General features: G+C 59.3%; 9 protein-coding genes and 1 pseudogene. 6 read left to right on the forward strand and 4 right to left on the reverse strand.

All coding sequences use genetic code 11. The features are described 5' to 3' along the window. Positions 1 to 171: 171 nt before the first annotated feature. Both NKH52_RS16265 and NKH52_RS16270 read left to right on the forward strand, forming a co-directional pair. Positions 172 to 990 (forward strand): SDR family NAD(P)-dependent oxidoreductase, encoded by an 819-nt coding sequence (locus NKH52_RS16265; protein ID WP_352731907.1) that lies wholly within the window; start codon positions 172 to 174, stop codon positions 988 to 990. 103 nt (positions 991 to 1,093) lie between these two features. Next, entirely contained in the window at positions 1,094 to 3,736 is a 2,643-nt protein-coding gene (locus NKH52_RS16270; protein WP_352731905.1) for a putative bifunctional diguanylate cyclase/phosphodiesterase, read from the forward strand. A gap of 1,090 nt (positions 3,737 to 4,826) precedes the next feature. Here the strand turns inward: NKH52_RS16270 and NKH52_RS16275 are convergent. From NKH52_RS16275 to NKH52_RS35505, 4 genes and pseudogenes are all read right to left on the reverse strand, one after another. Beyond that, on the reverse strand, positions 4,827 to 6,152 hold the full coding sequence (locus NKH52_RS16275; RefSeq protein ID WP_352731903.1) for a type II toxin-antitoxin system HipA family toxin: 1,326 nt from the start codon (positions 6,150 to 6,152) through the stop codon (positions 4,827 to 4,829). Beyond that, positions 6,152 to 6,406 carry a helix-turn-helix domain-containing protein gene (locus tag NKH52_RS16280; RefSeq protein ID WP_352731901.1) on the reverse strand — a complete coding sequence of 85 codons (255 nt, stop codon included), beginning with the start codon at positions 6,404 to 6,406 and terminating at the stop codon, positions 6,152 to 6,154. Before NKH52_RS16280 ends, NKH52_RS16275 begins: the two co-directional genes overlap by 1 nt. Positions 6,407 to 6,443: 37 nt before the next feature. Then, positions 6,444 to 6,758 carry a hypothetical protein gene (locus NKH52_RS16285; RefSeq protein WP_352731899.1) on the reverse strand — a complete coding sequence of 105 codons (315 nt, stop codon included), beginning with the start codon at positions 6,756 to 6,758 and terminating at the stop codon, positions 6,444 to 6,446. Between the two features lie 16 nt (positions 6,759 to 6,774). Continuing rightward, positions 6,775 to 7,105 (reverse strand): annotated as a pseudogene (locus NKH52_RS35505) (hypothetical protein); the annotation flags it as partial. 178 nt (positions 7,106 to 7,283) lie between these two features. On the opposite strand from NKH52_RS35505, the gene NKH52_RS16295 reads away from it, so the two are divergent. From NKH52_RS16295 to NKH52_RS16310, 4 genes are all read left to right on the forward strand, one after another. Continuing rightward, positions 7,284 to 12,995: a HAMP domain-containing protein gene (locus NKH52_RS16295; protein ID WP_352732131.1), complete on the forward strand. Its 5,712-nt coding sequence runs from the start codon at positions 7,284 to 7,286 to the stop codon at positions 12,993 to 12,995. Between the two features lie 9 nt (positions 12,996 to 13,004). After that, a complete protein-coding gene (locus NKH52_RS16300) occupies positions 13,005 to 15,080 on the forward strand; it encodes a PAS domain-containing hybrid sensor histidine kinase/response regulator (RefSeq protein ID WP_352731894.1) in 2,076 nt (691 codons plus the stop codon). 519 nt (positions 15,081 to 15,599) lie between these two features. Then, on the forward strand, positions 15,600 to 15,965 hold the full coding sequence (locus tag NKH52_RS16305; protein ID WP_352731892.1) for a hypothetical protein: 366 nt from the start codon (positions 15,600 to 15,602) through the stop codon (positions 15,963 to 15,965). 484 nt (positions 15,966 to 16,449) lie between these two features. Then, a complete protein-coding gene (locus NKH52_RS16310; protein ID WP_352731889.1) occupies positions 16,450 to 17,805 on the forward strand; it encodes a sensor histidine kinase in 1,356 nt (451 codons plus the stop codon). Positions 17,806 to 17,811 lie beyond the last annotated feature (6 nt).

Genomic DNA, 17,811 nt, shown 5'->3' on the forward strand with positions numbered 1-17,811 from the left:
CGCTGCGCCAGGAAGAACTCGCTCCCGCTCGATGTCCAATCCTCGACCCGCTGTGGCACTGACGCTGAATTGAATAGCAAGGCATATCCCTGTCTCGGTCCACCGTTTCTCAGCGGAATGGATCAGAGATGCCGCAATTTGCGCCATCGGCGCACTGTCTGCAGGGGTACCATGCGATTTAAAGGCAAAGACGTTCTCGTGACCGGCGGGAATTCAGGGATAGGCCGCGGGATCGTCCACTATTTCCTGAAAGAGGGAGCCCGCGTGGCGTTCGCAGGTCGAGATCTCGAAAAGGGTCGCGCCGTTGAAGCGGAAGCAAAGGCGATTCAAGGCGAAGCCCGCTTTTTCCAGTGCGATCTGTCGGAGGAACGTCAAGTCGAGGACCTGATCGGCCAGACTGGCCATTGGGGGCGGCTGCGGGTTGTGGTCAACAACGCAGGCGCCGGTTCGCGCCGCAGCGGGATCGAACCTGGCGATCACCCTGGAGCGAGATGGGACAAGATGCGTGGCGCCAACCTGGACTCCACCTACTTTGTATCCTCCTACGCCTTGCCGCTGCTGCGGGATTTCGGCGGCGGTGCGATTGTGAACATATCGTCCACGGCCACCTTGCACGGCAATTGGGGTCTGTACTGCGTCGCCAAGGCGGCCGTCGAAGCGCTCACGCGATCGCTGGCAATCGAGGGGGCTTCACATCGGATCAGGGCGAACTGCGTTAGCCCGGGCTGGATTGCCACCGAAACCGATGCAGCGGCGCCCGCATCTGGTGCCAGCGACTGGACGGTGCCGCCAAGCGCGTTCGGCCGGATGGGTACGCCGGCAGAAATTGCTGCGGCCGTCGCGTTCCTGGCGAGCGATGAGGCTTCGTTTATCACGGGACAAACCTTGGTCGCCGACGGCGGTCTATCGATCCTGGATTACACCTCGCTGTCGCTTCTCGAGCAGCGCGGCTCAGTCCTGTTCTCGGGCATGGTCGGTGATACTCCGTGAAGCAAATCTCAAACAGACCCGGCGGTCCCGATCGAATGACCAATAATATTCCGCTCGGTTGCGGCGATAATGCCTCTTTAATAAATGCATGTTTGGGTGGGGCATGGCCGCTTCCTTCATATCCCGACTGATCGCGCCGATTGCGCTGGTTTCGGGACTTATTCTATTCCTTATCGTGACAGACCTCTCCGGTTTGAATGAAGCTAGCCGACACTGGTCCTACTTCGCAGGATGGATGATCGCTTCGTTGCTGGCCTGTGCAGCGTGCTTCGTAACCGCACTCAAAAGCACCGATGCCGACAGGAAGGCCTGGCTTTCTTTCAGCTATGGCTCTCTGTTATGGTCTGTGTCCACCTGCTACTGGATTATACTTGACCTCCAAGGCGAAAAACTATTCCCGTCGGCAGCCGATGTCGGGTACCTTGCTTCGACATTGGCCTACATCAGTGGTATGTATTATTTCGGCTCCATTCCCGCTATAAGCAGGATACAAATATCCAATTTGAGCGTCATCTTATGTGCGAGCAGCCTTGCATCGGGCCTGATGTTTTTTCCCGCCTTGGAGGCATCGCACCAAACCGTGCTAGCCAGCCTTGTAGCCATTTCATATCCGATCTTCTGGAGCGGAACGGCCGCATTTGGATTGGTCTCTTTGCTGCTTTATGTCCCTCCGTCAAAACGGTTCGTCGCCGCGATTCTGTTTTTTGGAATTGCGACACAGGCGGCGGCAAATCTTTTCTATGGCCTGTCTCTGCTTTCGAACGGCTATAAAGTCGGCGTCTTTTTCGATCCGTTTTGGGTCATCGGCTTTGCCGTGATTGCCTGGGGTGCCCAGGAACAATTTTGGCGAACGCGCAATCGGCCACAGACCGCTTTACCCCAACGGGCTCAGGGACCGTGGCAGAAAGGGGCGGAAGCGTTTGTACCCGCCGCCGCCGCAACCATCATATTGGGGGCGGCCATAACCGCCGGACTTGCCGACGAAGGGTCACTGTATCTTTCCATGCTCCCCGCCTCGCTGGCCTTTGCGACAATACTCGGTGTGCGCGAATATTGGGCGTTGGAAGCCGAAAAAAGGCTCACCCGCGCCGCGGAAGAAAGTCGCGAGCAACTGTCTTCGGTTCTCGAAAGCACTACCGACAACGTCATGGTTTTCGACAGCAATTGGGATGTTGTCTATCTGAACAAGGGGGCGGCGGCATTTGGTGCTCACCGCGGTATGAAAGTTGGTTCGAACCTGTGGGCGTGTTACCCCCACCAAGAGAGGCTCCTCTTTGGCCGCGAATACAAAGAGGCGATGCTCAGACAGAAGCCTGGCAAGTTCGAGGAATATTCCGAAGCAAATCAAACTTGGGTTGAGGTCCAAACCTTTCCGACACCCGGAACCTTAACCTTGTTTTTTCGCGACATTTCCGAGCGAAAGAAAGCAGATGAAGAACTCGCGTTCCTGGCTCACCACGATCCACTGACCGGCCTCGACAACAGGCGGCGATTTGGCGAGCTTCTGAATCTAGCCGTTTCGAGCGCAACCCTGGAGCGGCAGGTTGCGGTCCTTTACCTGGACCTCGACGAGTTCAAGAGCGTGAATGACACGCTGGGGCATCCCGGCGGCGACGAGGTGTTGAAAGTCACCGCCACGCGCCTGCGCTCTTCCCTCGGCCCTGCCGATATGTTGGCAAGACTGGGCGGCGACGAATTCGCCATAATCCGGAGCGGAATTGCTTGCCGTAAAGCTGCCGATCAGTTGGCGGCGGACGTGATCGATGCTGTTGGAAAACCCTGCGAAGTCAGCGGCACCGTGCTTCGCGTTGGCACAAGCATTGGTATGGTGCTGTCTCCACAAGACGGGGTCGAGAGAGATGAGTTGTTTACGAAGGCAGACATCGCTCTCTACGTCGCCAAAGCAGAGGGTCGTGGAACGTTTCGGTTTTTCGAGCCCGCAATGGCAATCAGCGTGCAGGAACGGCACTCGCTCAAGTCCGACCTGCGCACCGCGCTTGAAAATGAGGAGTTCTATCTCGCCTACCAACCGATCGTCGACCTGAGGGACGAGCGGATAACGGGGTTCGAGGCGCTCCTGCGCTGGAGAAACCCAAAGTACGGGTTGATCCCACCGCTGAAATTCATCCAGCTTGCCGAAGAAACCGGCGAGATCGTCGCGATTGGAGAATGGGTGACGCGCACGGCTTGTCTTGTGGCAAGCCGCTGGCCCGATCGGATCAAAGTCGCCGTCAATCTGTCCGCCGTCCAGATTCGTCCAACACTTCCTCTGATGATCGCATCAGCCCTCTCCAACAGCGGTCTCGATGCTGGCCGACTCGAACTGGAAGTCACCGAGTCGGTGCTGTTACAAGACAGCGAGGCAAATCTTAAAATTCTGCACGAACTCCGGCAGCTCGGCGTTCGCATCGCAATGGATGATTTCGGGACGGGCTTTTCCTCTTTGAGCTACCTGAGCCGTTTTCCCTTCGACAAGATCAAGCTCGACCGAAGCTTCATCGTCCAGCCCCTGGAACGGCGCGAGCCAGAGGCCATAGTAGAGGCCATGGCGGGCCTTGGCCGCAATCTCGGGATGACAATTACGGCCGAAGGCGTGGAGACAACTGCCCAACTGACAATGGTCCGAGAGAAGGGTTGCCATGAAGCCCAGGGCTATCTGATCGGCGCGCCGATTCCTGCTGAACAGGCACTTGAGATGATTTTGGACGGTGCGGCCAAACGCACGCCCCATCATCAAGTTGCGTGACCGCTAGGCATTCGCAGGATGACGTGCTCAAGCGGATGCTTCGGGGAGCTCCGAGTAGCAATCAGGGCGTAGCCTCCGGACGGGCTCGGACAAAGGGCTGGCTCTGCCTTCGAACGCTGCTTCATCGAACTGCTGATCGGCTGGACCGGCGGCGGCGACGCGCTGACCCCGGTCGAGCTGAAATCCCGACGCGTGAGGCAGCGATCGCCTATGCTGAACGGCAAGGACTCGCTTATGTCGTCGACAGCCCGTCCGAGAAACAAGAACGCGCCGAACCGCAGAGCACCCGCGAAAGGACCTTCCAGGATGCTCTGTCGGCCTCTTTCTCTGGCCTGGCTCCCCTCGCAGTATGGCGCGGCGGACCGTCGGCACTGATCGATCTCGAACGCTCACTCGTCGATCCGGCTTTCGTGTTCCACTCGCCCACAGACGTCGTCGCCGATCCGGGCCTGATTGACTTTATCAGGAGGCCATCACTTTGAGCGAAATGGTTTTGGGCCTATTCGTCAATTTTCTCCGTCTCGTCGGGCACCCGTCATACGGAGCTCATGCCTCCCGGCTTCGAAAGGCCCTTCAGCGTTGCGTGGGGTAATCGGCGGCAACGACAAGCATTTAGGGTTCTGATTCGTTGGTGTTCAATGACAACATACGGCGACCAAGCCAAGAAGGCGCGGTTTCGCAAGAAGGCGCATTTGTGAAGCAAGCTATAATCTGTAGTGCGGTTTTATGCCGTGCTCCTCCATCGCGCCTCCCACCGGTAACTACTGTGGGTGGAGCAGAAACAACTCATAGAGATGACACGTGCTCCGTGCCTGCTGTATCATTTGATTTTTGGCGGTGGTGACGGTACTTTCCAGGACTGTTTGGATGCTCTGCCAGACGCCGCAAGGTGCAAAAATCGCCCGATTGGTGCCGATAGTTGGTCAAACCGCGAACTTTTGACGGCCTATGCGTCGGACTTTCGAGCGGCAAACAAGAAAAAACCCAGCCTAGCTGGGTTAAAAACAATAGAGTGCGGGTGATTCTTCGTTGAAGGCGGCTTGAACAGGAGAGGTAAACAAGTCCCGCCAGCCGGATTCCCGCACCTTGATCAATCGATGGCATCAGCCTTGCCACCTGCGAGGAGAGCCGCCCGCTTGCCGATAGCCGACTTCACCGAGTCGACAAGCTGTTCAGGAAAACCGCGGGGCAGCGACATGATCACTTGGTCGGCCTGCTTCTCCACGTTTTCAGCAATGTCATCGAAAATTCTGCGCATGACAGGAGTACCCACACCGGCAATGTCAGCGGTCTGCAGGAAGTGGCGTGGGATGATGTCAGGTACCGAATAGTGCCTGTTCTTGCCAACCGACATTGCCATTTTGAATTTTTTGCGCGCAATCTGTCCGGCATCAAGGCTGGGCTGCGCGGACAGCACGTCGTAAAGGGGCGTCATCCGGAATCGTCCGCCAGGGCTGAGAAAAATACTGAAATTCTTGGCGTGGCCGTCGGTCGCGCCAATCAGCCAGAACAAGATGCAGGTGCGCAAGAACGTGGCGATGTCTTCATCTGGCGTATCGCTACCCTTCAGAAGCTCGACAATCTCGCGCATGCCGGGACCGCCATCCGACTGGTACTTGCGGGTCGGCGGCACTGACAGCGCTTGACAGATATCCTCTTGCGGCAGGCGCAGGAGGCGGCCGTCGCGGGCCCACAGCCGGTCGAAGCGTTCTACGATCAGGGTACGTCGCTCGCCGAAGTCAGCGATCTCCGCCTGGGCCGCGGGAACGCCAAACGCTTGTAGCAGCTTGAGGCACAGATACTCGTTCTCGACGCTGTTGGAGAGATCGATGCCGTTCGGCAGCCGACCGATCTGCGGCTTCAGGATATGGGTGGTCGCTGCCGTGCGGATCGGTTTAAACCAGGCTCCCTCTTTGCGCAGCAGTGCGGTCTTTTCCTGAGCGCCGGCAATCGAGATGCGATAGTCCTCATCCTCGCCGAGGCCTAGCGGAGCGGCAGCAAGGTTCTCGATTATTCCGGCGACGTCCTCGTTGCTGACCGGCTTGCCTTCGACACTGCCGGGAGGGCCTGGATCCATGCTATCGGTCAGGAATTGCAATGCGCCGACGCAGTCATGGCCGAGCGCAGCCAGCATGCTGTAGGCGTCCGTGCCGTCGGCGCCGACGCGTTCGGCAATACGCCTTCGTACGGCGTCATTGTCCGGAAGCAGGTTATCGAAGACGTTGGTCACTGGCGTGCCGATATAGCGGTCTTCCCGTAAGGGAAGCGAGAGTGAGATTGGGAAGGTGCCGCGCCAGTCCAGCCATTCGCGGGCGTATTGGAAGTCGATGGCGCCCGTCGATGCCCTGCGCAGTACGCCCACCGGGCGCCCGTTTAGGAAAACATTCAGAGGAATGTGAGCCGGACGCCGTGTCATCAGAACAGATCCTCAATATCAGCAGAGCTGCCTTTGCTGCGCGCGCGCACGACGAGTTCAAGGTCAAGGGCAGAGAGGGCGGCCATCAAGGTGCGGAGTTGCATTGCGGGCTCGCCGGCCTCAAGGCGGGAGACCGTACCTTGGCGCAGGTGGATTTGGTTGCTCAGCGAGCCTTGCGTGAGGCCGGCGTTCTTGCGGGTGCGACGCAGGATGGCCCCGAGTTGTTTTTCGTTGCGAGCGATCTGGTCTGTCATGATAGGCCTCCATGCTCGCAATATACGCGATCGCGTATTAATCGTCAATATACGGGATCACGCATAAAACAGAGATATACGGGATCAGGTATATATGGAAGATATGCGTGATCGCGTATAATGCCAGCGCGTCAACGCGCACGTCGGTCTTGTGCCCCAGGTGTGATTTGGTTCGAGCCAGCCCCTTGCCGAAACTCACGGTCGATTCACAAGTCACGAAACGCCGCGCATCATCCATGGTTGATGAGCAGGGCAAGCCGCCGACTGAGGGTAGAGCTACCTGCTCGATCCGGCCAGCGAGCAGCGCATCGACCTCTAGGATCAGGACTCCTAGACTGAGCAAGTCTCGCAAGACGACTGCGAGCCTACGATCGACCGCAGATCTTCACGGTGCGGCTGCCAATGCTTTGCAGCCGTTCGTCTTTGAGCCACTTGTGACGCTCGCGCGAAGAGATCGTCAGGATGTCCTCGACTTCGCGCGGCAGGATCGGCAGCACTTCGATGGTTCCCAGCGACGGCCTCGAACTCTTCCGCATCGTCTTCGCGCATTCGCAATGCGCTGCGACCGGTCTCGGCTTTGAGGTACTTCCTCACCGCCCAAGGCAGGCGGGCACGTATTTCACGCTCGATTCCTTTCGTGCGCACCGACGAGCCAAGCGTCGCTGATGGCGGCTCTTCGACTTGGTTAATCGACAGCAATTCACGCGGATGTGATCTGGTGAAGAGCAAAATCGGTACAGCATCGCCTCGGCATTACCCGGCTGAATTGCCATGGAACCAAAATCGGGTATCGGCGTTTTGGGACTTGCGGCGCGGTGTATCGTCCGCCCGCGAGGGGCAATTATCCGAAATAAGACGTGGGGGAGTGGCTGTGACCTTGCAGGCATCCAAGAAGCAGTTGGACCGTCGAAATATCCTGAAATCTCTAAAAGCCTTCAGACGCGGCGATTTTTCCGTCCGTATCGACAACGTTTATGAAGGCCTCGATTCCGAGATCGCAGACACGTTTAATGAAATCGTCGATCTCAACGACCAGGTGACGCGCGAGTTCGAGCGCTTGAGCCGGGTTGTTGGTAAGGAGGGGCGGATAAACGAACGCGGCCGGGTGCGCAACGCCACCGGCAGTTGGGAATCCAGTGTCCGGTCGGTCAACGATCTGATCGAGGACATGGTTCAGCCCACGGCTGAGGTTGCGCGGGTCATCGGCGCCGTGGCCAAGGGCGACCTCTCGCAAACCATGATGGTCGAAATTGACGGCCGGCCCCTACGCGGCGAATTCCTGCGCATCGGTAAGATCGTCAACACGATGGTCGGCCAATTGGCGTCCTTCGCCTCGGAAGTGACGCGCGTGGCGCGCGAGGTCGGCACTGAAGGCAAGCTTGGGGGCCAGGCGCGCGTCAAAGGCGTTGCGGGCACGTGGAAAGACCTGACCGACAACGTCAACGCGATGGCGACCAACCTGACCGGGCAGGTGCGCAACATCGCGGAGGTCACGACTGCGGTCGCGTCAGGTGATCTGTCGAAAAAGATCACCGTCGATGTGAAAGGCGAAATCCTCGAACTGAAGAACACTATCAACACGATGGTTGATCAGCTCAACTCCTTCGCTTCGGAGGTGACGCGCGTCGCTCGCGAGGTCGGCACCGAGGGAAAGCTTGGCGGCCAAGCGCGAGTCGAAGGCGTCGGTGGCACCTGGAAAGACCTGACCGACAATGTGAACTCCATGGCTGAGAACTTGACCGGGCAGGTGCGCAACATCGCCGAAGTGACGACGGCAGTGGCCTTGGGCGATCTGTCTAAGAAGATCACCGTCGACGTGAAGGGCGAAATCCTCGAGCTGAAGTCGACCATCAACACCATGGTCGATCAGCTGAATTCGTTCGCCGGCGAGGTGACGCGCGTGGCACGCGAGGTCGGTACCGAAGGCAAGCTGGGCGGCCAGGCACAGGTGCGCGGCGTTGCCGGCACGTGGAAGGACCTGACCGACAACGTCAACTCGATGGCGGAGAACCTGACCGGCCAGGTGCGCAACATTGCCGAGGTGACGACGGCGGTCGCCTCGGGCGACCTGTCGAAGAAGATCACGGTTGCGGTGCAGGGCGAAATCCTCGAGCTCAAAGACACCATCAACACGATGGTCGATCAGCTAAACTCCTTTGCTTCGGAAGTGACGCGCGTGGCGCGCGAAGTCGGTACCGAAGGCAAGCTGGGCGGCCAGGCTGAGGTGAGGGGCGTCGGCGGCACCTGGAAGGATCTGACGGACAACGTCAATCTGATGGCCGCCAATCTGACCGGGCAGGTGCGCAACATCGCCGAGGTTACTACGGCCGTGGCGCGTGGCGACCTGTCGAAGAAGATCACCGTCGACGTCAAGGGCGAGATTCTGGAACTCAAGGACACCGTCAACACGATGGTCGACCAGCTGAACTCCTTCGCCTCGGAAGTGACCCGCGTGGCCCGCGAAGTTGGCTCGGAAGGCAAGCTCGGTGGCCAGGCGCATGTCGAGGGCGTTGGCGGCACCTGGAAGGACCTCACCGACAACGTCAACGCCATGGCAGGCAATCTGACGGTGCAATTGCGCGACGTGTCCAAGGTGGCAACAGCCATAGCGACGGGCGACCTGACCCAAAAAATCACCGTCGATGCGCTGGGCGAAATCCTGCAGATCAAGGACGTCATCAACACGATGGTCGATCAGCTCAATTCCTTCGCCTCGGAGGTGACGCGTGTGGCGCGCGAGGTCGGCTCCGACGGCAAGCTCGGCGGCCAGGCGCAGGTGCGCGGCGTTGCCGGCACGTGGAAGGATCTCACCGACAACGTCAACGCAATGGCTGCCAACCTGACGGGCCAGGTGCGCAACATCGCCGAGGTGACCACCGCCGTGGCGCTCGGCGATCTGTCGAAGAAGATCACCGTCGATGTACGCGGCGAGATTCTGGAGCTCAAGGACACCATCAACACGATGGTCGACCAGCTTAATTCCTTCGCTTCTGAAGTGACGCGGGTGGCGCGCGAGGTCGGTACCGAAGGCAAGCTCGGCGGCCAGGCGCAGGTGCGCGGCGTTGCCGGCACGTGGAAGGACCTGACCGACAATGTGAATTCCATGGCCGAGAATCTGACCGGCCAGGTCCGCAACATCGCCGAAGTCACCACGGCCGTCGCACGAGGCGACCTGTCGAAAAAGATCACGGTCGATGTGAAGGGCGAAATCCTGGAGCTCAAGTCGACCATCAACACCATGGTGGACCAGCTCAATTCATTCGCCGGCGAGGTGACGCGTGTGGCGCGTGAGGTTGGCACCGAGGGCAAGCTTGGCGGTCAGGCGCGGGTCGAAGGCGTCGCCGGCACGTGGAAGGACCTGACCGACAACGTCAACCTGATGGCGACGAACCTGACCAACCAGGTGCGTGGCATAGCCGACGTCGTGACGGCGGTCGCACAGGGCAATCTGAAGCGCAAACTGACGGTGGATGCGAAGGGCGAAATCGCATCGCTGGCCGACACCATCAACGGCATGATCGAGACGCTTGCTACATTTGCCGACCAGGTGACCAATGTTGCCCGCGAGGTCGGGATCGAAGGCAAGCTCGGCGGACAGGCGCGCGTGCCGGGTGCGGCCGGCCTGTGGCGCGATCTAACCGACAATGTCAATCAGCTCGCCGCCAATCTGACCACCCAGGTGCGCGCCATCGCCGAAGTCTCGACTGCGGTCACCAAGGGCGATCTGACCCGCTCGATCAGCGTCGAAGCCTCCGGTGAGGTCGCTGCGCTCAAAGACAACATCAACGAGATGATCCGCAACCTGAAGGATCAGACGTTGAAAAATGCCGAGCAGGACTGGTTGAAGACCAATCTCGCCCGGTTTTCGCGCATGTTGCAGGGCGAGCGCGATCTTGCCACCGTGTCGCGGCTCATCATGTCCGAGCTCGCCCCTCTGGTGAACGCGCAATATGGCGTGTTCTATGTCACCAATCGCGACGAAGAGGAATCCTATCTCGAGCTAGCGGCGTCCTACGGCGCCGAAAGCAAGTCGGCCATCAAGCAACGGCTCGATCTGCGCGAGGGCCTGGTGGGCCAAAGTGCGGCCGACAAGCGTGCCATCATGCTGGACAACGTGCCGCCGGATTTCCTGCGCGTCACATCTGGTCTCGGCAGCGCCTCGCCGGCCAATGTCATCATCCTGCCGGCCTTGTTCGAGGATGAGGTCAAGGCCGTCATCGAACTCGCCTCTTTCGGCCAGTTCCGTGACACGCACCAGTCGTTTCTCAACCAGCTGATGGAGTCCGTCGGCATCGTTCTCAACACCATTGCCGCAACGATGCGCACCGAAGGCCTGCTCAAGCAGTCGCAACTGCTGACTTCGGAGTTGCAGGCTCGTCAGACCGAACTGACCAAGAAGCAGGAAGAGCTGCATACGACGAACGAGGAGCTGCAGGAAAAGGCGCAGCTGCTCGAAAACGAAAAGAAGCAGGTGGAAAACAAGAATCTTGAAATTGAGATGGCCCGGCGCGCATTGGAAGAGAAAGCCGAGCAGCTGGCGTTGACGTCGAAATACAAGTCCGAGTTCCTGGCCAATATGAGCCACGAACTGCGCACGCCGCTCAACTCGCTGCTTATTCTCTCGAACTTGCTTGCAACCAACCAGCAGGGCAATCTCAACGAAAAGCAGGTCGAGTTTGCGCGCACCATCAACTCTGCCGGAACCGACCTTCTCAGTCTCATCAATGACATTCTCGACCTGTCGAAGATCGAATCCGGGACCGTCTCGATCGACATCAACGATATGCCGGTCACGCATCTGCGTCAGCACATGGAGCGCACGTTCCGGCAGCTGGCGGCAGACAAGGGCCTTGGGTTTACCATCAAGGTCGACCCAGCCCTTCCAGAGACAGTTCGCACGGATGAGAAGCGCTTGCAGCAGATTGTCCTCAACCTGCTCTCGAACGCGTTCAAGTTTACCTCGGAAGGCGAGGTCAGTCTGAACTTCCGGGTCGAGAAGACCGGGCGCCGCACAGGCTCCGCGCATCCGGTAAAGGCCTTGGCCATCGCTGTAACCGACACCGGCATCGGCATTCCCGAAGACAAGCAGAAGCTGATTTTCGAAGCCTTTCAGCAGGCCGACGGCACCACCAGCCGCAAATATGGCGGCACCGGCCTCGGGCTCTCGATCAGCCGGGAGATCGCTCGTTTGCTTGGCGGCGAATTGCGCGTCGAAAGCACACCAGGCCAGGGGTCGACATTTACTCTGGTCATCCCGTTCGCCGGCCCCCGCGTGGCGGCAGTGCAATCGGCATTGCCTGCGCCGACAGACACCGTCGCTGCGCCAGCTTCGCCCGGCAGTACGCCTTCGGTGGAACTGATCGACGACCGCGATTCCATCTCGCCGACCGACCGCGTCGTGCTGATCGTCGAAGACGACCCGACTTTTGGCGGGTTGTTGCTGGGTCTAGCCCGCTCCGCAGGGCTAAAAGGCGTCCTCTCGAACGCCGGCTCGGGCACGCTGGCATTGGCTCGCAAACTGGTTCCTGACGCGATCACACTTGATCTCGGACTTTCCGATATTGACGGTTGGGTGCTTTTCGATCTGTTGCGCCATGATCAGAAGACGAAGGGTATTCCCGTTCACGTGATCTCGGGTGCAGAGGACATCGAAGGTCTTGCCCGAAAAGGGGCGTCCAGCATTTCCACCAAGCCCGTGTCCTCAGATGAGTTGATGAAGGTGTTTCAGGACATCCATTCCAAGAAGCTGCGCATCCAGCGCCGTGTGCTCGTCGCCGACCCCGATCCGGAACGCCGCCTTTCGCTTGTCGAAGCGATCCGCGATGGCGTGACCTCGGTGACTGCGGTCGGTCGTTTCGCGGCAAATGCGGACGACGCTGGCATGCCTTCCTATGATGCCGTCGTGCTCGGCTTCGGACGATCCGCCAAGGACAACGCGCAAGCACTGGACGAGGTAACCGCCCAGTTCGGCGATGCTCTGCCGCAGCTGCTGTTTTTTGCCCCGCATCCGGATGCGCTCGAACAGGTTCTGGCGTTGAATCCGGCGCTTGCCAATGCGCCTCGGGCAGAGAATTTTGCCCAGCTGGCGCTTCATATTTCGGCAACGCTGCCCGCAGAAAGCCGCGAAGCAAGGGGGCCAACGATCGACGAAAATCGCAAATTTGATCTGGCAGGCGCAAAGGTGCTTATCGTCGACGACGATATCCGCAACATCTACTCGCTCACCAGCGTCCTGGAGACCTACGATATCCAAGTTCTGCATGCTGAGCGTGGCCGTGAGGGCATTGCGCTTCTGGAGCAAACTCCCGACGTCGATGCAGCTTTGATCGACATCATGATGCCGGAGATGGACGGCTACGAGACAATGCGGCGCATTCGAGGCACGCCTGCGATTGCTCATATCCCGCTCATTTCGGTGACGGCCAAAGCGATGAAGGGCGACCGGCAAAAATGTCTGGATGCCGGGGCTTCCGACTACATCGCCAAACCGGTCGATCTCGATCTCCTGCTCGCGTTGCTCCGTGTCTGGATTGGTCGTTCCCGATCGCGCGTTGATACACCGGAAAAAATGCTCATGGCAGTGAACTAACGGCCGGTCATGCAAAAGCAGGTGAGAACCAAAGGACGGAAGCTTGAGCTTGTACAATTGGACGGGGGGCCGGCACGAGCCCGCATCCTCGCCGTCGACGACGATGAACGCAATCTGCTAGCAATCAGCGAAGTCCTTGCCACGACCGGCGATGTCATCTGCGCACAATCAGGTGAAGAGGCCCTGCGCTTTTTGCTGAAGGAGGATTTCGCGGTCATCCTGCTGGATGTCCTCATGCCGGGAATAGACGGCTATGAAACAGCGGCACTTGTGCGCCAGCGCGAACAATCCAAGCGCACGCCAATCATCTTCCTCACCGCCATCAACAAGGAAGAGGCTCACATGTTGCGCGGCTATGATGCCGGCGCCGTAGACTTTGTGTTCAAACCGTTCGATCCAATCATGCTGCGGTCCAAAGTCGCTGTTTTCGTCGAGCTTCACGAAAAGACGCTGGAGATCCAGCGAAAGGCGGCGGCCGAGCAGGGACTGCTGGCGCAGGCGCTCCAGGCGCAGAAGGAAAAGCTTGAGGCGGAGCGAGCGCTGCGAAGCGCCGAGGAGCGGCAGGATGCGATCCTGAGGTCCCTGCCGGTCTGTTTCCATGCGCGAGCAGCCAATCCGCCCTTTGCGGCGCGATTTGTCACCAAGGGTGTCGAACGCATTACCGGATTTTCACCAGAAAAGCTGACCTCGGAAGCCGATTTTGGCCTCAGCCGCGTCCATCCCGAAGATATCTCAAGATTGGAGCAGGCACTTCAGGCGGCAAAAATTACCGGCTCCTACACGTGCGAATTCCGTTGGCTGTGCGCCAACGGCGAGTATCGTATCTTCCTCGACCAGGGCGTGATGTCGAACGGCTCCGACGGTGGTGAGCCCGAGATACTGGGTACCTTGCTTGACATTACCGAGCGGCGCGGGCTTGAGGGTCAGCTGCTGCAATCGCAGCGTCTTGATGCGATCGGTAAACTGACGGGTGGCCTGGCCCATGACTTCAACAATCTGCTCGCCGCCATTCTCAGCGGATTGGGATTGCTCGAACGCCGGGGGACGCTAGACGATCAGGCGCAACAGGTTGTCGACCTAATGCGGCGTTCTGCCAAACAAGGTGCCGACCTCGTCACGCGAATGCTTGCCTTTTCGCGGCGCCAGACCCTGCGGCCGGAAGCGCTGCGCCTTGCTGCCCTGGGCGACACTATGAACGGCCTGGTTGCACCGGTCCTGGGAGGATTGATCCGCTTCGATTGGCAGATCGACGACGCGGCATGGCCGGTGCACGTCGACGCCGGACAGCTTGAGCTTGCGTTGATGAATCTAGTTTTCAATGCGCGCGACGCCATGCCTTCTGGCGGGACAATAACGGTTCAAGCGCAGAACCGATCGGTTGGAAATCGATCGGAGGACGTGCCGGCGGGAGACTATGTCGTTGTCACGGTCAGGGACACAGGCTCGGGCATCGCACCTGATATTCTGGCAAAGGTCATCGAACCGTTCTTCACCACAAAGCCGGTCGGGAAGGGAACGGGTCTCGGTCTCAGCACGGTTTACGGCTTTGTGAAGCAATCCGGGGGTACGCTGCGCATTGACAGCGTCGTTGATCGTGGAACAGCCATGCAGCTGTGGCTGCCGCGCTCCGTCGAAGAACCGGGCAGTCCTTCGCTGGAAGCCGACGTTGGGCATACGCTTCTAGACGCTTCCGCAGATCGCCCATCGATCCTTCTGATCGATGACAGCAGCGTGTTGCTGCAACTGACAGCCGATTCGCTCCGCCAGCGCGGGTTCGAGGTTACTTGCGCGGGAGGCGGGGCCGAAGCCTTGGCCATGATCGAACGCGCTCCCGACGAATTCGACGTCATCATTACCGATTTCGCCATGCCCCTGGTAACCGGCTTGGATGTCATCCGCTTTGCACGTAGTTTGCGCTCCGATTGGCCGGCGGTCATCATCACAGGCTATGCCGGTGGCGAAGAGATCGCCGGTCGGCCGACCGACGTGCCCTTGCTTGGCAAGCCGTTCCGCGACACGGATCTGCTCGACAGTATTTTCCTCGCTATCGCCAATGCGAAGCCCCGCAGGATCAAAACCGGCTAGCGGCATGATGCAGACCGTTCGGATGGAGGAGGAGCACAGAGCTGCGCAGGGCCAGCGGCCGGGCAACCTCAACTCATATTGAGAAGTATCTCCCTCCCCCGAGGAAGGCTTATGGCTCCAACCAAAAGAGGGAACTAACGAGGCCATTTGCTCTCTTCAAGCAGGTGCCTTGACAGGACCCCAAGCTTGCCCGCGCTTCGATGTTGCATGGGGCTATGATCACACGACCTGGTTCGGGGATGACTACGCATCGGGTCACCCGCTCGCATTGGCGGCGGGCGGTGGACCTGGGCGTTGATCGAGGAGCCGCCGCCCAGCACACGCGCCTGCGGATAGATCATGGTGCGGCCGTCGACGGATGCGACGGCTTGATTGCCGATGCCGCAGTCCCGGCCCTCAGAGCCGCCGCGAACAACCCTCGCGGCGGCTCTGGCTTCCATTCGCCGGGCGTTTGCCGGCATCGCGCTGATTCCAGGGTGTGCTTGAACTCATCCGGTGGCGCCTGCTAGTGCGCATCGTATGGCGCTCGACGCGCGCATGAGCGGCCAGGTCTATGCCGCCCTTATGCGCCTGCCTTTACGCACCAAGCTGACGGGCGACGGGCTTCAGTCCTTGCGCGATCTTGATCGAGTGCGGTCATTCCTGTCGAGCGCCGGCCCAACGGCTCTTTTCGATCTGCCCTGGATGCCCCTCTATCTCGCGATCTGCTTCCTGTTCCATTTCTGGATCGGCATGACGGCACTGGCCGGCGCTGTCATTCTGTTCAGCCTGACCTTGTTTGCCGAAGCCGCACGCGCGAGCCCGCCAAAAGAGCCAACAGCCAGGCGGCTGCCCGCAACACACTTGCGGACGCGACGCGCCGCAATGTCGAGGTTCTGCAGGTGATGGGCTTTGGTTCGCGTATCGCGGAGCGTTGGTCAGGCATCAATGCCGAGTATCTGAACCTGAAGGAGCCATGGTTCCTCTATTCGAGATGACTGAACTTCTGCCCCCAGCACCGCTCAACTCCAATCGGCTCTTAGTCCAGCGAAAGGAGTGGAACTTAGCATGTTCAGTCCTTCGGCCAGTCGCGGCTATTGGATCTTACTCGCGGGCGGTCTTGACATCGTTTAGCCCCTTCAGGGCTTCATGGTGCGCGATAGCCAGTCCCGCCACGCGATTTGACGCAAATCAAAGGCGCGGTAGCGAACACGTTATCAACGTGGACGTCTTCTCGGAGCACTCACAGGCCCACTTCACCGCTTGTGAAACGTTCGCGGCTGCAATTTGCGCTTACGAGCATGCGCGCAGCGATCTCTGATGAAATGAAGTCAAATTAGCTATCGCTACATGATGGCGCGCGCGCTTGAAATCGGGCAGGAATGCCCGGATGCAATTTTCCGACCACAAAGTTGTCCGACTCACGTTCGCCTCCCTGCTAATAGGGTTTGCGGCGCTTATGGCCATTGTCGCTACCAATTTCTGGCTGGGGCAGCGCGCTCAATCCTATTTCGATAATGCGATCGAGGCGCGCGATACGCGTATCGCGGCCGTCGAGTTGAGAAATGCAATGCAGACGGCCGAGGCGAGTGAGCGTGGCTTTGTCATCACCGGGAACGAGATATACCTGGGTCCTTATCAAACCGCAAAGGCACAGGCACACCGCCATCTTCAGGCGTTGCAGACATTGCTGACATCCTATGCCAATTCCGAGACGACACTTGAACGTCTGTCCGCAATCATCACCACTAAGTTCGATGAGATGGACCAGACGATCGCTCTCAAACGAGACCAGCGCGAGGCCGAGATACTGGCGATATTCCGCACGAACAGGGGCAAGGCTTTGACTGACGAAGCCAACGTGTTCTTTTCGGGCATCATTGGACGAGCGGATGACCGACTGACCTCCGGTGTGGCTGAACAACGCGCCAACAGCGGGTGGCTGCGACTCGTTTCGGCAATCGGCGGGCTTGTTATCGTCTCCGTGGTTGGCGGAGCCGCCTATGGTGCCGCGCGCTACACCAGAGAACTTCGCGATACACGCGACGAGGTCAATGCGCTCAACAGCGAGCTGGAACAACGTGTCGCCACCCGGACCGAAGACCTAGCGAAGGCGCGCGATCGGGCCGAAGTGCTCCTGTCAGAGGTCAATCACAGGGTCGCCAACAGCCTGGCTCTCGTCTCGTCTCTGGTGAATCTGCAGACGAAGGCTGTCGGAGATCGCGCCTCCAAAGATGCGCTCGCCGAAACCCAGGATCGCATCTTTGCGATCTCGCTCGTGCACAGGCGGCTCTACGGCTCGTCCAACGTTCGCTCGGTCGACCTGGACGCATATCTCACCGGGCTGCTCGACCACCTGCGTACCTCGATGCGCAGCCAGGTTCACGGCGTTGGCCTGTCTTACAACATCGAGCCGATCGACCTCGAAACGGACACCAGCATCAACCTCGGCGTTGTGGTCACTGAACTGGTTACCAACGCTTTCAAGTATGCCTATCCGGATGGTGTTGGAGAAATCCGAGTCCGGCTCAGCAAGCTGGCAGGCGAGCAGGCGGAGTTGGTGGTCGAAGACGACGGTGTTGGAAAAGCGGATGGCGCGCCTGCCAAAGGGACCGGTGTCGGGAGCAGGATCATCAATGCAATGTGCATCAGTCTGGGCGCCAAGATTGACTATCGAAATCTCCAGCCTGGCACCGCCGCTCATTTAGTGTTTTCGACAAAGCCACGGCGCGTCATCGCGGCCTAGTAGACC

The organism is Mesorhizobium sp. M1066 (assembly GCF_040318635.1).
Lineage (GTDB): Bacteria > Pseudomonadota > Alphaproteobacteria > Rhizobiales > Rhizobiaceae > Mesorhizobium.